Below are 21,305 nucleotides of genomic sequence, written 5' to 3' on the forward strand. Positions count from 1 at the left end.
CCTCACCACCCCATCGCGCGGTCGACGGTGTGCAGCACCCTGTCCAGGTCCGGGAGGTAGTGTTCCTCCAGTTTGGACGGTGGGTACGGGGTGTCGAACCCGGTCGCCCGCAGCACCGGCGACTCCAGCGAGTAGAAGCACTCCTGCTGCACGCGCGCGGCGATCTCCGAGGCGATCGAGGACTCCGACGGCGCCTCGCTGACGACGACGAGCCGCCCCGTCCGCCGCACGGACTCGAACACCGGACCGAGGTCCAGCGGCGAGAGCGTGCGCAGGTCGATGACCTCCAGGGAACGGCCCTCGTCCTCGGCGGCGGCCGCCGCGTCCAGACACACCTTCACCGACGGGCCGTACGAGACGAGCGTCGCGTCGGTGCCCTGCCGCAGCACGCGCGAGGCGAACAGCGGCCCCGGCGGCGTGGCAGTGTCCACTTCGGACTTCACCTGGCCGTTGTGGTACAGCCGCTTCGGCTCGAAGAACAGCACCGGGTCGTCACACGCGATCGCCTGCTGGATCATCCAGTACGCGTCGGCCGGGTTCGAGCACGAGACCACCTTGAGCCCCGCGATGTGCGCGAACAGCGACTCCGGCGACTCCGAGTGGTGCTCGACGGCACCGATCCCGCCGCCGAACGGCACGCGCACGACCACCGGCACCTTGATCCGGCCCTGCGAGCGGTAGTGCAGTTTGGCGAGCTGGCTGGAGATCTGGTCGAACCCGGGGAAGATGAACCCCTCGAACTGGATCTCGCACACTGGCCGGAACCCGCGCACGGCGAGCCCGACCGCGGTGCCGATGATGCCGGACTCCGCGAGCGGCGTGTCGAGCACGCGCTGCTCCCCGAAGTCCTTCTGCAGCCCGTCGGTGATCCGGAAGACGCCGCCGAGCTTGCCGACGTCCTCCCCGAGGATGATGACCTTGTCGTCTTTCTCCATCGCGGCGCGGAGACCGAGGTTCAGCGCCTTCCCGATCGTCAGCTTCTGCATGGCGTCGGGCGTACCGTCCACTGTGGACTTCGCTGGGGCGGTCATCAGCGCTCACCCGCCGTCGCGAAACCGTCGAGGTAGGACAGGTACTCCTCGCGCTGGGCGTCCAGCACGGGGGAGGGTTCGGCGTAGACGTTCGCGAACACCCGCTCCGGCGGCGGTTCCGGCATGTTGAACGTGAACTCGCGCAGGTCCGCGGCGAACGCGTCGGCCTCGGCCTGGATCGAGTCGAAGAACGACTGGTCGGCGTGCCCGTTGCGGGCGAGGTGCGCGCGCACGCGCTCGATCGGGTCCTTGAGCTTCCACGCCTCCAGCTCGTCGGAGAGCCGGTAGCGCGTCGGGTCGTCGGTCGTGGTGTGCGCGTCCATGCGGTAGGTGAAGGCCTCGATCAGCACCGGGCCGTTGCCGTGGCGGCACTCGTCGAGCGCCCAGCGCGTGACCGCGAGGCAGGCCAGCACGTCGTTGCCGTCGACGCGGATGCCGGGGAAACCGTAGCCGCGGGCGCGCTGGTACAGCGGCAGGCGCGACTGGCGTTCCGTCGGCTCGGAGATGGCCCACTGGTTGTTCTGGCAGAAGAACACCAGCGGCGCGTCGTACACCGCGGACCACACGAAGCCCTCGTGCACATCTCCCTGCGACGTGGCTCCGTCACCGAAGTAGACGATGGTGGCCTCACCGTCGTCATCTCCTACTTTGCCCTCGAACTTCTGGCCCATCGCGTACCCGGTCGCGTTCAGCACCTGGTTGCCGATGACGATCGTGTACGGGTGGAAGCGCTTGGCCTGGAAGTCCCAGCCGCCGTGGTCGGTGCAGCGGAAGATGCCCATCAGCTCGCGGAAGTCGACCCCGCGCGCGTACGCGACCCCGTGCTCGCGGTAGCTGGGGAACGCCATGTCCTGCGGCTTCAGCGCTCTGCCGGAGCCGACCTGCGCCGCCTCCTGGCCCAGCAGCGGGACCCAGATGCCCAGCTGGCCCTGGCGCTGCATCGCGTTGGCCTCGCGGTCGGCGCGGCGCACCAGCACCATGTCGCGGTAGAGCCCGCGCAGTGCTTCGCCGTCGACGTCCTCGACATAGCGGTCGAACTGGGGCGAGGCGACCCGTTCACCTTCGGGCGTGAGCAGCTGCGTCAGCTCAGCGCCACCTTCACTCGTTGCTCGCAAACCCGCGATCACCTGCTCCGGGGACGGTTGAGCGGCCTGTGCGGCCGGTCCTTCGCCGGGCTCCGGGTGCGTCCACTGCTCAGGGGACGGCATGCGCGTTCTCCTCCGTGTCGTGCCGGGAAGCCACTTTTGGCGGCCTCGTCGGCGGCGCCGGCGACCACCTGCGCATTCGGGTCCGAAGCGCTCGGGCAGCCGTCGGCCGTGACGGCTTACGCGGTCATCCTGACACGAACGTGGGGTGAAAGTTCAGTCCCGGCGACTGATTCGTTGCCGGAAAACCGGGAGTGAGCTGGGGAAACGCTAGGACTACCGACGATGGGGGCGCCGAAAGTCGGTCTTGCGGACCGGCTGTGAGCAGCTTGTTGACCACGGGTGCCCGCCGCGGCCGGCGCGGGGTGCTGCGGTACCGGAAGCGGTTGTGAGCTGCGCCACAAGCGATCTCCGCTGGCAGAATGGCCGCGTGGAGCAGACAACCGTGCGTGAGACCGTGTCCCGGCTGTGGGAGAGCGAGGTCGTGCCGAGCCTGTCCGGGCTGGTGCGGATCCCGGCGCTGTCCCAGGCGTTCGATGCCGACTGGGCGGCCAACGGCCACCTCCAGGCGGCCGTCGAGCACGTGCGCGGCTGGATCGCGGGGCGCGGGCTGCCCGGTGCCACGCTGGACGTCGTGCGGCTGGAGGGACGCAGCCCGCTCCTGTTCGTCGACGTGCCCGCGACGCCGGGAGCGGAGGACCGCGGCACGGTGCTGCTGTACGGCCACCTCGACAAGCAGCCCCCAGTCGGCGGCTGGTCGGAGGGGCTGGGCCCGTGGCAGCCGGTCGTGCGGGGCGAGAAGCTGTTCGGCCGCGGTTCGGCGGACGACGGGTACGCGGCGTACGCGGCCACGACGGCGCTCGAAGCCGTGCACGCGGCAGGCGGGCAGCACGCCAGGTCGGTGATCCTGCTGGAGACCGGTGAGGAGTCCGGCAGCCCGGACCTGCCGGCGTACCTGGACCACCTGTCGGCGCGGCTCGGCGCGGTTTCGCTGGTCGTCTGCCTCGACTCGGGCGGCAACGACTACGAGCGCCTGTGGCTGACGACGAGCCTGCGCGGGCTCGCGCAGGTGCACGTGACGGTGCGGGTGCTCAAGTCCGCGCAGCACTCCGGGCTCGCGAGCGGGATCGTGCCCAGCTCGTTCCGCATCCTGCGGCAGCTGCTGGACCGCATCGAGGACGCCGGGACCGGCGAGATCAAGCTGCCCGAGCTGAACGTGCGCATCCCCGCGAACCGCCTTGAGGAGACGCGGGCGACGGCGTCGGTGGCGCCCGACGCGATGAGCAAGGCGTTCCCCCTGGTCGAGGGCATGCGCCCGGTCTCGGACGACGAGGCCGAGCTGCTGCTGAACAACAGCTGGCGCCCCACGCTGTCCGTCATCGGCGCCTCCGGCTTCCCGGAGCCGGCGAACGCGGGCAACGTCCTGCGTGACGCGACGACCCTCGCGCTGAGCTTCCGCCTGCCACCGACGGCCGACTCGGCGGCCGCGCTGAACGCGATCGAGAAGGCGCTGACGACGGACGTGCCCTACGGCGCACAGGTCGAGCTCGCGGGCGTGGAGCACGCGGACGGCTGGAACGCGCCCGACCCGGCGCCGTGGCTGGCGGAGACGCTGGAGAAGGTGAGCACGGAGGTCTTCGGCGCCCCGTGGCGCGCGGTCGGCCTCGGCGGGTCGATCCCGTTCATGGGCCTGCTCGCGGAGAAGTACCCGGAGGCGCAGTTCCTCGTCACGGGCGCGCTCGGCCCCGACTCCAACGCCCACGTCCCGGACGAGTGGCTGCACCTCGGCCAGGCCCGCCGGATCACGGAGACGGTCGCGCACACCCTGGCCGCCCACGCCCGGGGCTGACCGGCACGCGTTAAGCGCGTGTTACCACCCGATTGCCCAGGTCGCCGACATCACGCCGTGACCTCCCTGGTGCTGCGGAGGGGACCATTCGGATGGCAGGATGCGTGGACTCGCACGGTATGACCTACTAGGAGTGACGAACGTGGCGCGTGCAACATCCTTCAAGGCACTTGCCCTGCTGCCGGCCTTCGCGCTGGCGGGACTGACGTTGGCGTGCGGCGCGGGTGGCAACGGGTCCGGCGGCACCGCCCCCAGCGCCGGCGCGCCGGCCCCGCAGGAGATCCCAGCGGAGACCAAGGACGCCGCCCTCGCCGCGATGGTGCCCGCCGCGATCGCCGCGGACGGCAAGATCGTCGTCGGCCAGGACCAGAGCTACGCGCCCAACGAGTTCGTCGACAACGGCAAGGTCGTCGGTTTCGACGTCGACCTCGGCAACGCGATCGCCCAGAAGCTGGGCCTGACCGCCGAGTTCCAGAACGCCGCGTTCTCCGGCATCATCGCCGGCGTCGGCTCGGGGCAGTACGAGATGGCGATGTCGTCGTTCACCATCAACGCCGAGCGCCTGCAGACCGTCGACATGGTGTCCTACTACAGCGCGGGCACCTCGCTGGCGGTGCCGAAGGGCAACCCGGACAAGATCAGCCTCGACGACCTGTGCGGCAAGAACATCGCCGTCCAGCAGGGCACCGTGCAGGTGGACGACCTGACCAAGCGCTCCGAGGACTGCACGAAGGCGGGCAAGCCCGCCATCAACATGCAGCAGTTCCAGGCGCAGACCGACGTGAACCTGCAGGTCCAGACCAAGCGCAGCCAGGGCATGCTCGCCGACTCGCCGGTGGTCGACTACGCGATCAAGCAGACCGACGGCAACGTCGAGGTCGTCGGCCAGCCCTACGACAGCGCGCCCTACGGCATCGCGCTGAAGAAGGACCAGGGCGACTACGCGAAGGCCGTCCAGAGCGCCGTGCAGGCCATCATCGACGACGGCACCTACGCCAAGATCCTCGCCAAGTGGGGCCTCAACACCGCCGGTGCGGTCCAGAAGGCGGAACTGAACCCGGCCGTCAGCTGATCCCATGAGCTCAACCGAAGAGACGACCCGCCCGGAGGAGATCCGGGCGGTCCCGGTGCGCCACTACGGGCGCTGGATCGCCGGGGTGATCATCGCCTTCCTGGCGTTCATCGTCATCCGCAGCGTCGTCACCAACGCGCACATGCAGTGGGACGTCGTCGGGGACTACCTGTTCAACGACCGGGTGCTCCGGGGCCTGCAGAACACCCTGATCCTGACGGTGATCTCGATGCTCATCGGCGTGGTCGGCGGCATCCTGCTCGCGGTGATGCGGATGTCACCGAACCCGCTGTCGGCAGGGGCTGCGGGCACCTTCATCTGGCTGTTCCGCGGCACTCCGCTGATCACCCAGCTGATCATCTGGAACTACCTCGCGTTGTTCTACCCGCGGCTGGGGATCGGCATCCCGTTCGGGCCCGAGTTCGTCAGCGCCGACACGAACTCGCTCATCTCGCAGTTCTCCGCCTCACTGCTCGGGCTCGGCCTGAACGAAGCGGCGTACATGGCGGAGATCGTGCGTGGCGGCATCCTGTCCGTGGACGCGGGGCAGCTCGAAGCCGCGGCCGCGCTCGGCCTGTCGCGCGTGAAGACCCTGCGGCGGATCATCCTGCCGCAGGCGATGCGCGTGATCATCCCGCCGACCGGCAACGAGACCATCGCGATGCTCAAGACGACGTCGCTGGTGGTGACCATCGGCTACTTCGAGCTGATGGTGGCGACGCAGCAGATCTACTCGCAGAACTTCAAGATTCCGCCGCTGCTCATCGTGGCCGCGTTGTGGTACCTGTTCATGACCTCGGTGCTGACGTTGATCCAGATGCAGATCGAGAAGTACTTCGCGCGCGGCACGACCCGGGCGAACGCCCAGCGCCAGACGTGGACGAACCGCATGCTCGGCTTCAGGTTCGGCAACCGGGACCAGGGAGGGCAGCGGTGACGCCCGTCGTGCAGGCGCAGGGCATCCACAAGCGGTTCGGCCGCCTGGAGGTGCTCAAGGGCATCGACTTCGAGGTCGGCCAGGGCGAGGTGGCCTGCCTGATCGGCCCGTCCGGCTCGGGCAAGTCGACGCTGCTGCGGTGCATCAACCACCTGGAGAAGATCAACGCCGGGCGGCTGTACGTGAACGGGCAGCTCGTCGGCTACCGCGAGCGCGGCGGGAAGCTGTACGAGCTGCGCGACAAGGAGGTCGCCGAGCAGCGCAGGGACATCGGCATGGTGTTCCAGCGGTTCAACCTGTTCCCGCACATGACGGCGCTGGAGAACATCATCGAGGCGCCCGTGCAGGTCCGGGGCGAGAGCAAGGCGCAGGCCCGCGAGCGCGGCCGCGAACTGCTGGACCGGGTGGGCCTGGGAGACAAGGAAAGCGCCTACCCGGCTCAGTTGTCCGGTGGGCAGCAGCAGCGCGTAGCGATCGCCCGTGCGCTGGCGATGCGGCCGAAGCTGATGCTGTTCGACGAGCCGACCTCGGCGCTGGACCCGGAACTCGTCGGCGACGTGCTCGGCGTGATGCGCCAGCTCGCGGCGGACGGCATGACGATGATCGTGGTGACGCACGAGATGCAGTTCGCCCGCGAGGTCGCGGACAAGGTCGTGTTCATGGACGACGGCGTGGTCGTCGAGCAGGGCGTGCCGGAGCAGGTCATCGCGAACCCGCAGCACGAGCGGACGCGTGGCTTCCTGTCGCGGGTGCTCAGCCCGAACGCCTGACGTCGTAGGTGGACGGCGCCACGCGGACCAGCCGGTCGGTGGCGTTGAGGGCGTTGCGCAGACCTTCGCGCGTGATGGGGCGGGTCAGCCTGGCGCGGATTTCGTCGAGGTGCAGCGGCCTGCCCTCGGTCTCGATGAGCCGGACCGCGTTCTCGGTGCTCGACCCGCCCCGCTCGGCGTAGGGCTCGATGTGCCAGGACTCCAGTGCGAACGTGCTCGGTGCGACGCGGACGAAGCGGCTGTCGGCGTTCAGGCGGTTGTACAGCGGGCCCCGGCTGTACGACCGGTCCATGCGCCGCAGCAGCTCGTCGAGGTGCAGCGGCTTGCCCGCCTGGGCCAGCAGCTCGGCCACGAGGTCGGTGGCGGTGGGACCGCGCGTCGTGCGCCTGCCGGGGGAGATCCGTTCGACCGCCCTGTGCAGCGTCCGCCGCGGTTGGTGCAGCTCGTGCTCGGTCACGCGGTAGCCGCAGTGCGCGAGCCAGCCCACCAGCTCCTCGTCGGTCAGCGAGAACCCGCGCCGGGCGAACACCTCGGCCGGGGCCTCGGCCCGCAGCGCCTCGCCCAGCGCGGCGATCGCGTCCCTGGTGGTGGCCACGGCGGTGGGGAGGTCGGGTACCGCGGCCCAGCCGTGGTCGACCTGGAAGACGCCGCCGAACCGGGCCAGCACGCGCCAGGCCGAGACGTTCGGCGCGATGACCGGGTAGTCCAGCGCCGGCTGCCGGTCGAGCAGCCTGGCCAGCGGCAGCACGGGCGCGATCTCGGCCCGCAGCTCCTGCGCCCAGCGCCGCAGCGCTCCCTGGCGTGCGAGGGCGGCGCGGATGCGTTCCTCGAACCCGGCTTCGATCGCGTTGCGCCGTTCCGGCGCGGGCAGGTACTGGCCGAACCAGCGGTACGCGTCGTCCTCGTCGGCCCACAGGCGACGTCGCAGGGCGGCCAGCTCGCCGTAGGTCACCCCGTCGGTGACCGCTCTGAGCTCCGCGAGGGCCTCCATCCCTCGACGATAGCCGCGTCACGCTGCTACCTCAGCGAAACTGCCCTACCGGAGTAACGGGGCGGCTAAGGTTTCGGTGCGCCGAGCGAAGTGGGAGGGCGGATGGCGAACGGGCAGCCGGGACCGGTGGACCGCGAGCTACCCCCGCTCGACCCGTTCGCGGGCGTCCCCGACACCCGCTACCACGTGGCCGCGGCGGACCTGCTGCGGCCGCTCGTCGAGCCGGGCAGCGGCAGCCTGCTGCGGTGGCGCAAGCAGACCAGCAACGCGCCGATCGTGCCCGTGGAAAACGCTTACATCACCGGCAGGCTGGACCTGCGGGGTGCCGACCTCGACTGCCTGTTCCGCTTCGAGAACTGCCGGTTCGAGCACGCGCCGGACGTGCGTGAGGCGAAGCTGCTGGGCCTGGTGTTCCGCCGCTGCTGGCTGCCGGGGCTGAAGGCGCGGAACCTGCGCAGCCGCAACGACGTCCGGCTCATCCGCAGTGTGGTGCAACCATTTCCCGGCGGTACCGAGGACGGCGAGACGGCCGTGCAGCGCGGGGACACGAGGGAACGCGGCGTGCCGGACGCGGCGATCAACCTGACCGACGCGGTGATCGAGGGCTCGCTGGTGCTGACGCGCACGCGCATCGCCTCGCACGGCCGCGCGCTGCAGGCCGACCGGCTGCAGATCAGCGGCGCGCTGCTGGCGTACCGGCTCCGCGCCGACGGCGAAGTGCGGGTACCGGGGATGCGCACCGGCGGTAACGTCAACTTCTCCGGCGCCACGCTCCGGAACCCCGGTGGTTTCGCGCTCGACGCGAACGGCGTGCACATCGGCGGCAGCCTGCTGTGCGAGGTGGACAACTTCGGCGCGGCCGACAAGCGCCAGCCGTTCACCGCGCGCGGGGTGCTGCAGCTGCCCGGTGCCCGCGTGGACGGGGACATCGTGTTCCGCTCGGCGGACCTCGCGAGCCCGCAGCGCGGGGCGATCGCCGTGGAGGCGTGGGACTCCAGCGATCCGTACGTGGACCCGTGGCCGGCGCTCGTCGCCGACCGGATGCGCGTCGAGGGCAACGTCGAGCTGTCCGACGGGTTGTCGGCGACGGGCACCGTGCGCATGATCAACACCCGGATCGGCGGCACGTTGCGGCTCGCCCGCGCCCGGCTGAAGGTGCCGCGTGGCGCCGTCGAACCGTTCTACGACCGGGCGTTGCACCTCGACGGCAGCGAAATCGAAGGTGACCTGGAGGCGACGGCGCTGCGCGTGCCGTCTGGGCAGCTGCGGATGGCGGACGTGCGGGTCGGCGGGAACGTGCTGGCCTCGAACGTGCACCTGGAGCACGCGGACCGCGACGTGTTCTCCGCGCGGCGCATGAAGGTGGCGGGGAACCTGCTCCTGACGGACGCGACGGTCGAGGGCACGGTGCGGCTGCAGGGCACGGAGGTCGGCGGCAGCATCGAGCTGTACGGCACGCACGTCACCGCCCCGACGGTGCGCCCGCAGACCAGTTACTCGGTGGACCTGCGCACGGTCCGCGTCGGCCGCAACATCAGCCTCACCCGCTCCCGCGACCGGCACTTCCGCGCGACGGGCGGGGTGAACATGGACGGCGCGAGCGCCGCCCGCCGCATCGACCTGACCGGCGCGGAGCTGGAGTCGCTGCCGGGGCACGACATCGCGCTCGACGCGAGCGACCTGACGTCGGACGAGCTGTTGCTCAGCCCCGGCACGCGTCCCCGTGGCAGGTTGCTGCTGCGGCACGCGCACTGCCGCACGCTCGACGACAACGACCTGTTCTGGGCGGCCGAGGGCGGGATCGAGCTGGAGGACTTCCGGTACGACGTGCTCCGCCGCCCGATCGGGATGAAGAACGACCGTGCCGTCGCGAAGCGCATCAACCAGCTGCGCACGGCGATGAACGGCTACCGCCCCGGCCCGTACGACCAGCTCGCCGCCATGCTGCGCAGCAGCGGCAACGAGGAGCACGCGGACACGGTGTTGTTCCGCAAGCAGCAGTACCGGTACGAGGCGCTCGCGCAGGGCTACCGCGTGTTCGGGCCCGGGGTGCGGCTGTGGAGCTGGCTGCAGCGGTGGATGGTGGGCTACGGCTACCGGCCCGTGCGGGCGCTGGGGTGGCTCGTGGGGCTGCTCGTGGCGGGCAGCCTGTACTTCTGGCTGGGCGACGACCCGTGCGTGGCGGACCCGGGGCGCTACATGGTGGCGGGGCCGAGGTGCGCGATCGACCAGCAGGAGACGGGGCTCCAGTGGAACCCGGTGCTGTACACGGCGGACCTGCTGGTGCCGATCGTGGACTTCGGCAACAAGGGCCGCTGGTACATGCACGGCATGGACAAGTGGGTGAGCAGCGGTTTCGTCGCGGCGGGCTGGGTCCTCGCGACGACCGTCGCGGCAGGCGCCGGCCGCATGATCCGCCGCGACACCCCCAGCAAATGAGCCCCCCACACCCAGCCCCCCACAAACGGCCACAACCCCACTCAACGCAACCACAGCAAAACGCAAATCGCCACAACCCACTCAACGCAACCACAGCCCGGGGGGTCCAGGGGGGCGAAGCCCTCCCTGGCGGGGGTTCGGGGGTTCGACCCCCGATGAAATGGCGAAGGGGCCCCGGCTCACGCTTTCCGTGAGCACAAGGACCCCATCCACTGAGCGGACGACGGGATTCGAACCCGCGACCCTCACCTTGGCAAGGTGATGCGCTACCAGCTGCGCTACGTCCGCACGCCCCGTTAACCGGTGCGGTGCACACTCTATACCCTGCCGTCGGAGGGCGTTACAGGCACCCGGTCGGAGGTAACTCTGTCACTCCCGGAGTACAAGGGGTGACGCCAAGCGTTTCGCTCCGTATGGTGTCTCCATTCAACCGAACGGGTTAGTCCCGCCCGGGGAGGAGGTGCCTGGCCGGATGACGGAGGAAGCGACGGTACCGGAGCAACGCACGGTATCGGCCGATGAGCAGGCTCTTCTGCGTCGGCTCCGGGCAGGCGAGGACCGCGCCTTCAGCGAGTTGTTCGAGCTGCACTCGCCGGCGGTCAGGAGGCTGGCGAGGGGTATCGCCAGCGACGCCTCGGAGGCGGAGGACATCACCGCCGAAACGTTCTTCCGGGTGCTGCAGGCGCTGCGCCGCGGGGCGGGGCCGCGGGACCACATCCGCGCCTACCTGCTGACGGTGGCGCGCCGGGTGTCGTGGGAGTGGCACGGTGCCCGCCGGGACGTCCCGGTCACGGACGACGAGCTGACGGTCCGCGCGGGGGCGGGTGCGGACGCGCACGCCCGCACGGCGGAGCACAGCCTCATCGCGACGGCGTTCACGAGCCTGCCGGAGCGCTGGCGCACGGTGCTGTGGCAGACGGAGGTCGAGGGTGAGCAGCCCGCGGTCGTCGCCCCGCACTTCGGGTTGAGCGCGAACGCGACGGCCGCGCTGGCCCGCCGCGCCCGCCAGGGGCTGCGTGCGGCGTACCTGCAGGCGCACCTGGCGATGAACCGCACGTCCGACGTGGGCTGCCGCGGCGTCATCGAGAAGCTGGGCGGGTACACGGCGGGCAGCGTCACCGGGTCCGAGGCGGCCAAGATCCGCACCCACCTGCTGGGCTGCGCCTCGTGCCGCTCGATGCACGCCGAACTGCGGGACGTGTGCTCTTCGCTGCGGGCGCACGCCGGGGTCATCGCGCTGCTGGTGCCGTCCGTGGCCGCGGTGGCCGCGTCGGGGGCGGGCAGCGGTGCGCTGGCGACCCTCAAGGGCCTGGTGCTGTCGAAGCTGAAGATCACGGTGGCGCTGGCTTCCACGGCCGCCGCCGGAGTGGTCGGCGTCGCGGTCGGTCCAGCGATCCTCGACCCCGACCACTCGCAGACGATCAGCCTGCCGGCGAGCGGCGTCGAGCTGAAGATCGCGGCGCCGGAGCCCTCGCTCCTCAGCTCGCCGCCGCAGGAGCCGGTGCCCCCTGGCGAGGCGACCCTGCGGCTGCCCGGGGCGGCGACGCCGCCCGTGGTGGGCGCCGGCCGGTCGGTGCTCGGCACCTCCGGTGGCGGCCAGGCCACGCAGCCGCCCGTGCAGGAGGCGCAGCCCCCTGCCGAGACCGGCACGTCGTCCTCGCCGGACCAGGTGAACGCGCGTGACGACCTCCCGTCCTCGGACCCGGACAAGGGCAAGGGCAACGGCAAGGACAAGGACAAGCCGGGCAAGGGCAACCACGGCTCGAACAACCCGAACAAGAACCAGACCTACAACTCCCGGGCGGACACCGCCCCGGACAACGAAGTGAAGTCCACCGAGTCGAACGGCAAGCCCGCGCCGCACGGCCGGTCGCGGGGGTTGTTCTTCTGGTGGCTGCACGGCCCGTCCACGTCGGACACGTCGGACACCGCGGGCACGCCGGAAAGCACCGGGTCGGGTACCACCACTGGATCTTGAGTCGCGTCCCTCGCGCACCGGGGCCGCCGCACGCTACCGTTGATCCGCTCAGGAACGACGGAGCGTGCCGGGAGGCCACACACATGAACCGGCGGGTGCAGGGCGCGGACGGCCGGGAGTGGATCGTCCGGGCGCAGATGGAGTGGCGCCGCCCCGTGACCGTGGAGGACTTCGAGCACGACGTCGCTGGCAGCCCCGCCTCCGGCGTCGCGATGTTGTCCGTCACCCTCCTGCTCGCGGTTATCCTGGTGGCCTGGCTACCCGACGGGGTCGTGGTTCCGGCTTGGGTGGTCTGGGGCCTGTTGCTGATCGCGTTGTTCTTCCCGCTGCGGTGGGTGCTGAACCGGCCGTGGGGCCTGGTCGCCGAGACCGACGGGGACCCGCTGGGCGAGCACCCGCCGGAGCGGTGGGTCGGCGTGGTGACCGGGATGTTCCGCGTGCGGGGCGAGGTCGCGAAGGTCGCCAAGACCATCCAGCGCGAAGGCCTGCCGGACTTCGACGGCCCCCTGCATCCGATGGAGTGAGCGATGCCCGAGTTACCCGAGGTCGAGGCGCTCGCGTACCACCTGCGTGAGCACGCGGTCGGCCGCACGGTGACCCGGGTCGACGTGGCGTCCTTCGGCGTCCTCAAGACCGTGACCCCGCCGTGGACGGACCTGCACGGCCGCACGGTGACCGGCGCGGGCAGGCACGGCAAGCACCTCGATCTCGACTGCGACGGCCTGCACCTGATCGTCCACCTGGCCCGCGCGGGCTGGCTGCGCTGGTCGGACTCGCTGTCCCCGGCCCCGCCGAAGCCCGGGCGCGGGCCGCTGGCGCTGAGGGTCCACCTGGGAGGCCCGGGGTTCGACCTGACCGAGGCGGGCACGAAGAAGGGCCTCGCCGTGTGGGTCGTGCAGGACCCGCAGGACGTGCCGAGCATCGCGAAGCTCGGGCCCGACGCGCTGGAGCTGACCCGGGAGAAGCTGGGTGAGCTGCTCGCCGGGCGCACGGAACGGCTCAAGAACGCGCTGACCGACCAGTCGCTGATCGCCGGGATCGGCAACGCGTACTCCGACGAGATCCTGCACGCGGCGAAGCTGTCCCCGTACGCGACGCCGGGCAAGCTGTCCGAGGAATCGCTCGACAGGCTTTACGACGCGATGCAGGAGGTCCTGACGGACGCCGTGCGGCGTTCGGTCGGGCAGGATGCCGCGCGGCTGAAGGGCGAGAAGCGTTCTGGGCTGCGGGTGCACGCGAGGGCCGGACTGCCGTGCCCGGTGTGCGGGGACACCGTGCGGGAGATCTCGTTCGCGGACAAGGCTTTCCAGTACTGCCCCACGTGCCAGACCGGCGGCAAGCCGCTCGCGGACCGGCGGATGTCGCGGCTGCTGAAGTAGCGCACAGTAAGTGAGCTTTTCACCCTTTCAACGTCTAATTGCGACACTCGGTCGGCCGATACGCCGTCGTTCTCGCTGGCGGTAAGGTCGCCGTTACCCCAGGGTGTTGGTATCTACACAGAAAGTGGGCTGGAAGCCTTGCACCCGGTCGAGCGAGCGCAGAGCATGGACGCCGTGTCCGACTTGCCGATCACGCAGATCATCCCGTGGACCGTCGCGGGCCTGTTGCTGATCGTCGTCATCGTCCTCGCGGTCCGCTCCCGCAAGCCGGGCAGTTTCGTCGACGACGCGGTGCTCGAGGCCGTGTACCACATGTCGAAGGCCACGCCCGACCTGCGCGAGGGCTTCGACCAGGCGGCCGCCGACCGGATCACCTCCCAGCTGCTCGAGCTGCTCAAGTGCGTCGCCGTCGGCATCACGGACCCGGAGGGCACGCTGGCGTCGTGGGACGGCGAGGCCAACGACCACTACGTCGACCTCACCGGCGCGATCAGCATGGCGATCCGCAAGCACCGGCGCGAGGTCGTGTCCCACGACGACGTGCCGTGCGACCACCGCGGCACGTGCAAGATGAAGACCGCCGTGATCGTCCCGCTGATCGTCGACGGCGAGATCGAGGCGGTGCTGATCGTCGTCGGGCGCACCAAGGGCAAGAAGCTCGTGCAGATGGCCGACGCGGTCGCGCAGTTCGTGTGCACGCAGTTCGAGCTGGCGCGGCTCGACGAGTCGAAGATCCAGCTCCAGCAGGCCGAGATCAAGGCGCTGCGCGCGCAGATCTCGCCGCACTTCATCTACAACGCGCTCAACACGATCTCCTCGCTGATCCGCACCGATCCCGAGGAGGCGCGGGAGCTGCTGCAGGAGTTCGCGGACTTCACGCGGTACTCGTTCCGCACGTCCGGCATGTTCACCTCGCTGGCCGACGAGCTGCGCAACATCGACCGCTACCTCACGATCGAGCGCGCGCGGTTCGGCGGCAGGCTGGAGGTGCGGCTCAAGATCGCGCCCGAGGTGCTGTCGGTCGTCGTGCCGTTCCTGATCATCCAGCCGCTCGTGGAGAACGCGGTGCAGCACGGGCTCGCGAACAAGCCCAGCGGCGGCATGGTCACGGTGACCGCGCAGGACTACGGCACCGAGGCGCTGATCAGCGTCGAGGACGACGGCATCGGCATGGACCCGGCGCGGCTGGCGGACCTGCGCAACTCGCACCGCACGGGGGCGCACGTGGGGCTGGGCAACATCAACGCCCGCATGCGGCAGCTGTTCGGCGACGAGTACGCGCTGATGGTCGAGACGGCGCCGGGCGCGGGCATGAAGGTGACGCTGCGCGTGCCGAAGTTCGCCCCCGGTGTCCGCACGGAACTGCCTGACTACACGGCGAACGTGCCCCCGCAGACCACCCGCAACGGGTCACCTGCACACGCGAGAAAAGGCACGTAACGTGGCGTCATGGTGAGTGTGACCGAGAAACTGACCAGCAGGATCCCCGGCATCGACCGGGGCGACCGCACCGACGTGGTCGCGGTCGTCAAGCTGCACGGCGTCATCACGCCGACCCCGTCGCCGCTGGCGCGGGGCAGCATCAACCTCGCCGCGGTGGAGTCCGCGCTCACCAGGGCGTTCGACCACGACCGGCTCAAGGCCGTCGCGCTGCTGATCAACTCGCCCGGCGGTGCGCCGACGCAGTCCGGCCTCGTTGCCGAGCGCATCCGGCAGCTCGCCGCGAAGAAGCCGGACGTCCCGGTGCTGGCGTTCTGCGAGGACGTGGCCGCGTCGGGCGGGTACTGGCTGGCGTGCGCGGCCGACGAGATCTACGCGCACCGCACCTCGCTGGTCGGCTCGATCGGCGTGATCAGCGGCGGGTTCGGTTTCACGGGACTGCTGGAGCGGTTCGGGATCGAGCGGCGGCTGCACACGGCGGGGGAGAACAAGTCGAGGCTCGACCCGTTCAGCCCCGAGAAGCCCGAGGACGTCGAGTGGCTGAAGAAGATGCACTCCCAGCTGCACGAGCTGTTCGTCGGCTGGGTGAAGGAGCGCCGCGGCAAGCGGTTGTCGGACGACGAGGACCTGTTCACGGGCGACGTCTGGCTCGGCGAGAAGGCGAAGGAACTGGGCCTGGTCGACGGCGTGGGCAACCTGCGTGAGGTCGTCGAGGAACGCTTCCCCGGCGCGGAGATCCGGGTCGCGGAGCCGAAGAAGCCGTTGCTCGCGCGGCTCGGCGTCGGCGCCCCGGCGGCCGCGCTGCTGGAAGCGGTTACACAGAAAGTGCTGTGGAGCCGCTACGGGTTGTAATGCGTTCGCCCGTGCGCGGTATGGACAGCGGCGCTCGCACTGGGCAGGATGCGAACCACTGTGAGTGCGCATAACGAAACCCGGCGATTGGTCGTGCTCGCCGTGGACGACGAACCCCACGGGCTGAGCCTCCTCGTCGAGAGCCTGCAGGCGAATCCGCACATCGGGCGCGTGTTCGCAGCCGTCGACGCGGCGGAGGCGCTGCGGTTGCTGGCTTCCGACGACGAGGAGCTGCGGCAGCGCAAGGAGCGCGGCCTGCCCCCGATCGACGCGGTGTTCGCCGACCTGCAGATGCCCGGCCTGTCCGGGATGGAGATGGCACGCGTGTTCTCGGCGCTGAACCCCGCGCCCGTGCTGGTCTTCGTCACCGGGCACGCCTCGGAGGCCGTCAACGCGTTCGACCTCGGTGCGGTGGACTACCTGCTCAAGCCGTGCAACCAGAACCGGCTCGACCGGGCGGTGGAGCGGGTGCTGGAGAAGCTCCGCGCGGTGCCGGCCCCCGGCGGGCACCCGGCCGCGGCGGCGCCCGCGAAACCGGACGACGACGAGGTGATCCCGGTCGAGCTGGCCGGCACCACGAAGCTGGTGCCGCGCTCGACGGTGCGGTGGGTCGAGGCGCAGGGCGACTACGCGCGCCTGTTCACCACAGACGGCAACAGCCACCTCGTGCGCATCCCACTCACGCAGCTGGAGGAACGCTGGGAGAAGGCGGGGTTCGTCCGCATCCACCGGTCGTTCCTGGTCGCGCTGAACCTGATCACCGAGCTGCGCATGGGGCAGGGCGGGTACCAGGTCGTGATCGGCAACGAGGAGAAGCTCCTGCCCGTGTCCCGGCGGCACACGCGTGAGCTCAAGGACCGTCTGACCGGGCGATGAGCGGCGACGACTTCTACCGGCGGGTGGACGGGGTGCGCGAACCGGATCCCACCCTCGGCAAGAACTACGTCCACCACGAACCCGCCAGGGTGGAACGCGTCCCGCCCGCGCCGGTCGAGCCGAAGCCCGAGCCCCCGGCGAAACCGCCCAAGCGCCAACGGGTCGTGCTCGCCGACCCCCGTTCGCGCTCGACGCCGACCCTGCGCGCCAGGGTCGAGCTGGAGGAGCAGACCAGCTGGGGCACGCTCCTGGTGGACGACCTGGTGAAGCGCCAGCTGCGCGCCGGGCTCGTGCTGACCGCGCTCGTGGTGCTGGTCCTCGGCGGGTTGCCGCTGGCGTTCTACCTGTCGCCGGCTTTCGCGGGCCTGCGCGTGATCGGCGTTCCCCTGGCGTGGCTGCTGCTGGCGATCCTGCCGTTTCCCCTGCTCCTGCTGGCCGGGTTGACGTACAACAGGCTCGCCGAACGCCACGAACGCGACTTCGTCGACATGATCGAAAACTGACAGTGCCAAACTGTTCGCCGTGGAGCTGAACCTCTGGGCGATCGCCGGCATCGTGCTGGTCGCCGCGATGACCTTCTACCTCGGTCATCGCTCGTCGCGGTTCGCCAGTTCCACCCACGACTTCCTCGTCGCCCGGCGGACCGTGCGCTCGCGCCGCAACGCCGCCGCGATCTCCGGCGAGTACCTGTCCGCCGCGTCCTTCCTCGGCGTCGCGGGGATCGTGCTCAAGGACGGCGCCGACGGGCTGTGGTACCCCATCGGTTTCACCGCCGGGTACCTCGCCCTGATGCTGTTCGTCGCCGCGCCGCTGCGCCGGTCCGGTGCGTACACGCTGCCGGACTTCCTCGAAGCGCGGCTCGGTTCGGTCGTGCTTCGCCGCTGTGCCACGGTTTTCGTGGTCGTGATCGGCATCCTGTACCTCGTGCCGCAGCTGCAGGGCGCCGGCCTCGCCCTGGGCACCGTGCTGCCGGTGCCGTGGTGGGTCGGCGCGCTGACGGTGATGGTGCTGGTGCTGGTCAACGTGCTCGCCGGCGGCATGCGCGCCGTCACGGTGGTCCAGGCCTTCCAGTACTGGCTCAAACTCTTCGCGCTCGCCGTGCCCGCGTTCGTGCTGTGCGCGGTGTTCGTCGCCGGCGGGCACAGCGGTCCCGCCGGTTCGCTCGGCTCGCCCGCGCCGCCGACGTTCGCCGCCGACACCACGGTCAAGATCGAGACCGACGTCCGGCTCCGCGTGAACACGGTGACCCCGGTGCAGGTGCGCCTGCCCGGCCAGACCGACGAACGCATGGTGGTGTGGGCCAAGGGCGCGACCGAGCAGGTCGCGAAGGGCAGCCAGCTGCGGTTCGCCGCCGGAACCCCCGTGCCGACGGTTTCCGACGCCGTCGCGAGCAACGCCGACTGGCTGCGGCCCGGCGGCGACGGGGTGTCGGACCTGCTGCAGACGTACTCGCTGCTGCTCGCGACGTTCCTCGGCACGATGGGCCTGCCACACGTGCTGGTCCGCTTCTACACCAACCCCGACGGCAAGGCGGCCCGCCGCACGGCGGTGCACGTGCTGCTGCTGCTCGGGCTGTTCTACCTGTTCCCGACGCTGCTCGGCGCGATGTCGCGGATGTACGTGCCGCAGCTGCTGGTGACGGGGCAGACCGACGCGGCGGTGCTGCGCCTGCCGAACGCCGTCGTGCCCGGGTTCACCGGCGACCTCCTCACCGGCGTGGTGATGGCCGGGGCGTTCGCGGCCTTCATCTCGACCTCGTCGGGGCTGCTGGTGAGCATCGCCGGGGTCGTCTCGACCGACCTGTTCAAAGGCCGCGTGCGCGACTTCCGCTGGGCCGCCGCGCTCGTCAGCGTCGCGCCCGCCGGGCTCGCGCTGATGATGCGCTCCACCGACCTGTCGCTCAGCGTCGGCATGTCCTTCGCGCTCGCCGCGTCGACGTTCTCGCCGCTGCTGGTGCTCGGCATCTGGTGGCGCAAGCTGACCTGGCCCGGCGCGATGGCGGGGATGATCGTCGGCGGCGGGCTCGTGCTCGGTCTGCTGGTGGTCAACACCGTGAGCCGCTACACCGGCGGCTGGGCGCCGTGGCTGGCGAACCAGCCCGCGCTCGTCACCGTGCCGCTCGCGTTCGCGGTGACGATCATCGTCAGCCTGGCGACCCGATCGGGCAGACCCGCCGACGTCAACGCCGTGATGCTGCGGCTGCACGCGCCCGATCCGCTGGGCTTCATGCGGGACCGCGCGGTGGCCCGGTTCGGCCAGGTCGAAAGCCGCCACCGGGCCGGCCGGGGCCGACACCGCAAGTAGGCGTAATTCCACTGCGCGTACGTTCACCCTTTTGGCGGTTCCTTTGCTCTCCGTAAGGGAGACCTTGGAACGAGGTACTCCTGACCAGGTTTCGAATCGGACATCTTTGCCAGAAGTAGGCCAAAGATTGCTCTACTGTTAGTAATCTCATTCACTCGAAAGGATTAACAACTTATCTGGCCATTAAGGGCAAGATCTACCGCAGCCATCGACCGGAAGAGGTAGAGATCATGGAGAGTGAGGTTGTCCCGTGAGCACCACCGACCAGGGCCTGGACGAAGGGACGGGCCCGGGCAGCGACTGGAAGCAGGTGCAGGAGAGCCCGGACTTCGCGCAGCTGCGACGCCGGCTCCGCACCTTCGTCTTCCCGATGACGGTCCTCTTTCTGGCGTGGTACCTGCTTTACGTCCTGCTCGCTGACTACGCACCGAAGTTCATGGCGACCAAGATCGCCGGGAACTTCAACGTCGGCCTGCTGATCGGCCTGCTGCAGTTCGTGTCCACGTTCGTCATCACCGCCCTTTACGTCCGGTACGCCAACCGGAAGCTCGACCCGGTCGCCGACAGGATCCGCGGCGAGGTCGAGGGCGAGAAGATCGAGACGGTCGAAGGAGACGCCGAGTGAAGACCCTGGCGGCGGGCGTCGAGGGCAGCAACCCGACGCTCAACATCATCATTTTCGCGATCTTCGTCGCGATCACGCTGGTCATCGTGTTCTGGGCCAGCCGCAACACGAAGACGGCGTCCGACTACTACGCGGCGGGCCGCGCCTTCACCGGCCCGCAGAACGGCATCGCGATCTCCGGCGACTACCTGTCGGCGGCGTCCTTCCTCGGCATCGCCGGCGCGATCGCGGTCAACGGGTACGACGGGTTCCTCTACTCGATCGGCTTCCTCGTCGCGTGGCTGGTCGCCCTGCTGCTGGTCGCGGAGCTGCTCCGCAACACCGGCAAGTTCACGATGGGCGACGTGCTCGCGTTCCGGATGAAGCAGCGCCCGGTGCGCGCGGCGGCCGCGGTGTCGACGCTGATCGTGTCGTTCTTCTACCTGCTGGCGCAGATGACGGGTGCCGGTGGCCTGGTGAACCTGCTGCTGGGTGTGTCCGGCGACGTGGGGCAGGACATCGTCATCGCCGTCGTCGGCGTGATCATGGTGCTGTACGTGCTGATCGGCGGTATGAAGGGCACCACGTGGGTGCAGATCATCAAGGCCGCGCTGCTGATCGTCGGCGCGCTCGCGATGACGCTGTGGGTGCTCGGCAAGTACGGCTTCAACTTCTCCAGCCTGCTGCAGCACGCGGTCGACCGCGCGGGCGGCGGCGCGAAGGGTGAGGCGCTGCTCGGGCCGGGCAAGCAGTACGGCAAGACCGGCACGACCAAGCTGGACTTCCTGTCACTGGGCATCGCGCTCGTGCTCGGCACCGCGGGTCTGCCGCACGTGCTGATGCGCTTCTACACGGTGCCCACCGCGAGGGACGCCCGCAAGTCCGTGGTGTGGGCGATCGTGCTGATCGGCGTGTTCTACCTGTTCACCCTGGTGCTGGGCTACGGCGCCGGTGCGCTGGTGGGCGCGGACAAGATCAGCAAGGCGCCCGGCACGACGAACTCCGCCGCCCCGCTGCTCGCGCTCGAACTGGGCGGGCCGGTGCTGCTCGGGTTCATCGCCGCGGTGGCGTTCGCGACGATCCTCGCCGTGGTCGCCGGCCTCACGATCACCGCGTCGGCGTCGTTCGCCCACGACGTGTACGCCAACGTGATCAAGAAGGGCAAGGTGGACAGCAAGAACGCGGAGGTGCGCGTCGCGAGGATCACCGCGCTGGTGATCGGCGCGGTCGCGATCGTCGGCGGCATCCTCGCGAAGAGCCAGAACGTGGCGTTCCTCGTCGCGCTGGCCTTCGCGGTGGCGGCCTCGGCGAACCTGCCGACGCTGCTCTACTCGCTGTTCTGGAAGCGGTTCAACACGCGCGGCGCGTTGTTCAGCATGTACGGCGGCCTGGTCGTCACCATCGTGCTGATCGTCTTCTCGCCCGCGGTGTCCGGCACGTCCACGTCCATGATCAAGGGCGCGGACTTCGACTGGTTCCCGCTGTCCAACCCGGGCCTGGTGTCCATCCCGGTGTCGTTCTTCCTCGGCTGGCTCGGCACGGTCCTGTCGAAGGAGACGAACGACGACAAGTACGCCGAGATGGAGGTGCGGTCGCTCACCGGCGCCCACGCCGAAAAGGCGTCCGCCCACTGAGCCT

At 70.0% G+C, this 21,305-nt stretch carries 18 protein-coding genes and 1 tRNA gene; 15 read left to right on the plus strand and 4 right to left on the minus strand.

Annotated features, from left to right (window positions below; genetic code table 11):
• Positions 1-2 precede the first annotated feature (2 nt).
• Both BMZ92_RS13550 and pdhA read right to left on the minus strand, forming a co-directional pair.
• The gene (locus BMZ92_RS13550; RefSeq protein WP_091506881.1) at positions 3-1,031 is read right to left on the minus strand and encodes an alpha-ketoacid dehydrogenase subunit beta; all 1,029 of its coding nucleotides are present in this window, start codon (positions 1,029-1,031) and stop codon (positions 3-5) included.
• The gene (gene pdhA / locus BMZ92_RS13555; RefSeq protein WP_091506884.1) at positions 1,031-2,239 is read right to left on the minus strand and encodes a pyruvate dehydrogenase (acetyl-transferring) E1 component subunit alpha; all 1,209 of its coding nucleotides are present in this window, start codon (positions 2,237-2,239) and stop codon (positions 1,031-1,033) included. Before pdhA ends, BMZ92_RS13550 begins: the two co-directional genes overlap by 1 nt.
• Positions 2,240-2,606: 367 nt before the next feature.
• Here pdhA and BMZ92_RS13560 point away from each other — a divergent pair, with 367 nt between their 5' ends.
• The 4 genes from BMZ92_RS13560 (at position 2,607) to BMZ92_RS13575 (ending at position 6,804) form a co-directional block, all read left to right on the plus strand.
• Positions 2,607-4,025, plus strand: a complete 1,419-nt coding sequence (locus BMZ92_RS13560) for a M20/M25/M40 family metallo-hydrolase (RefSeq protein ID WP_177228674.1) — start codon at positions 2,607-2,609, stop codon at positions 4,023-4,025.
• A 142-nt stretch (positions 4,026-4,167) separates the two neighbouring features.
• Positions 4,168-5,097, plus strand: a complete 930-nt coding sequence (locus BMZ92_RS13565; RefSeq protein ID WP_245783036.1) for an ABC transporter substrate-binding protein — start codon at positions 4,168-4,170, stop codon at positions 5,095-5,097.
• Between the two features lie 4 nt (positions 5,098-5,101).
• Positions 5,102-6,034: an amino acid ABC transporter permease gene (locus BMZ92_RS13570; RefSeq protein ID WP_091506892.1), complete on the plus strand. Its 933-nt coding sequence runs from the start codon at positions 5,102-5,104 to the stop codon at positions 6,032-6,034.
• Positions 6,031-6,804: an amino acid ABC transporter ATP-binding protein gene (locus tag BMZ92_RS13575; RefSeq protein ID WP_091506895.1), complete on the plus strand. Its 774-nt coding sequence runs from the start codon at positions 6,031-6,033 to the stop codon at positions 6,802-6,804. The genes BMZ92_RS13570 and BMZ92_RS13575 overlap by 4 nt, the downstream gene beginning before the upstream one ends.
• On the opposite strand, the gene BMZ92_RS13580 is transcribed toward BMZ92_RS13575, so the two are convergent.
• Entirely contained in the window at positions 6,788-7,795 is a 1,008-nt protein-coding gene (locus BMZ92_RS13580; protein ID WP_091506897.1) for a hypothetical protein, read from the minus strand. The genes BMZ92_RS13575 and BMZ92_RS13580 overlap by 17 nt on opposite strands.
• Positions 7,796-7,897: 102 nt before the next feature.
• Here BMZ92_RS13580 and BMZ92_RS13585 point away from each other — a divergent pair, with 102 nt between their 5' ends.
• Positions 7,898-10,234: a translocation/assembly module TamB domain-containing protein gene (locus BMZ92_RS13585; protein ID WP_177228675.1), complete on the plus strand. Its 2,337-nt coding sequence runs from the start codon at positions 7,898-7,900 to the stop codon at positions 10,232-10,234.
• Between the two features lie 215 nt (positions 10,235-10,449).
• Here the strand turns inward: BMZ92_RS13585 and BMZ92_RS13590 are convergent.
• Positions 10,450-10,522 (minus strand) — tRNA-Gly (locus BMZ92_RS13590).
• A gap of 184 nt (positions 10,523-10,706) precedes the next feature.
• Here BMZ92_RS13590 and BMZ92_RS13595 point away from each other — a divergent pair.
• From BMZ92_RS13595 to BMZ92_RS13640, 10 genes are all read left to right on the plus strand, one after another.
• Entirely contained in the window at positions 10,707-12,212 is a 1,506-nt protein-coding gene (locus BMZ92_RS13595) for a sigma-70 family RNA polymerase sigma factor (protein ID WP_091506899.1), read from the plus strand.
• Positions 12,213-12,295: 83 nt separating this feature from the next.
• A complete protein-coding gene (locus BMZ92_RS13600; RefSeq protein WP_091506900.1) occupies positions 12,296-12,736 on the plus strand; it encodes a DUF983 domain-containing protein in 441 nt (146 codons plus the stop codon).
• A 3-nt stretch (positions 12,737-12,739) separates the two neighbouring features.
• The gene (locus BMZ92_RS13605) at positions 12,740-13,591 is read left to right on the plus strand and encodes an Fpg/Nei family DNA glycosylase (RefSeq protein WP_091506903.1); all 852 of its coding nucleotides are present in this window, start codon (positions 12,740-12,742) and stop codon (positions 13,589-13,591) included.
• A 165-nt stretch (positions 13,592-13,756) separates the two neighbouring features.
• Complete coding sequence (locus tag BMZ92_RS13610; protein WP_091506906.1) at positions 13,757-15,031, plus strand: GAF domain-containing sensor histidine kinase; 1,275 nt, start codon at positions 13,757-13,759, stop codon at positions 15,029-15,031.
• A 12-nt stretch (positions 15,032-15,043) separates the two neighbouring features.
• The gene (locus BMZ92_RS13615; protein WP_091507096.1) at positions 15,044-15,883 is read left to right on the plus strand and encodes a S49 family peptidase; all 840 of its coding nucleotides are present in this window, start codon (positions 15,044-15,046) and stop codon (positions 15,881-15,883) included.
• A 48-nt stretch (positions 15,884-15,931) separates the two neighbouring features.
• A complete protein-coding gene (locus BMZ92_RS13620; protein WP_091506907.1) occupies positions 15,932-16,759 on the plus strand; it encodes a LytR/AlgR family response regulator transcription factor in 828 nt (275 codons plus the stop codon).
• On the plus strand, positions 16,756-17,262 hold the full coding sequence (locus tag BMZ92_RS13625; protein WP_091506910.1) for a hypothetical protein: 507 nt from the start codon (positions 16,756-16,758) through the stop codon (positions 17,260-17,262). Before BMZ92_RS13620 ends, BMZ92_RS13625 begins: the two co-directional genes overlap by 4 nt.
• Before the next feature lie 19 nt (positions 17,263-17,281).
• Positions 17,282-19,063, plus strand: a complete 1,782-nt coding sequence (locus BMZ92_RS13630) for a sodium/solute symporter (RefSeq protein ID WP_091506912.1) — start codon at positions 17,282-17,284, stop codon at positions 19,061-19,063.
• Positions 19,064-19,313: 250 nt separating this feature from the next.
• Positions 19,314-19,688 carry a DUF485 domain-containing protein gene (locus BMZ92_RS13635; protein ID WP_091506914.1) on the plus strand — a complete coding sequence of 125 codons (375 nt, stop codon included), beginning with the start codon at positions 19,314-19,316 and terminating at the stop codon, positions 19,686-19,688.
• A complete protein-coding gene (locus BMZ92_RS13640; protein ID WP_091506917.1) occupies positions 19,685-21,301 on the plus strand; it encodes a solute symporter family protein in 1,617 nt (538 codons plus the stop codon). Before BMZ92_RS13635 ends, BMZ92_RS13640 begins: the two co-directional genes overlap by 4 nt.
• The last annotated feature ends 4 nt before the right edge of the window (positions 21,302-21,305 follow it).

It is taken from the genome of Amycolatopsis sacchari, from assembly GCF_900114035.1.
Taxonomy (GTDB): Bacteria; Actinomycetota; Actinomycetes; order Mycobacteriales; family Pseudonocardiaceae; genus Amycolatopsis_E; species Amycolatopsis_E sacchari.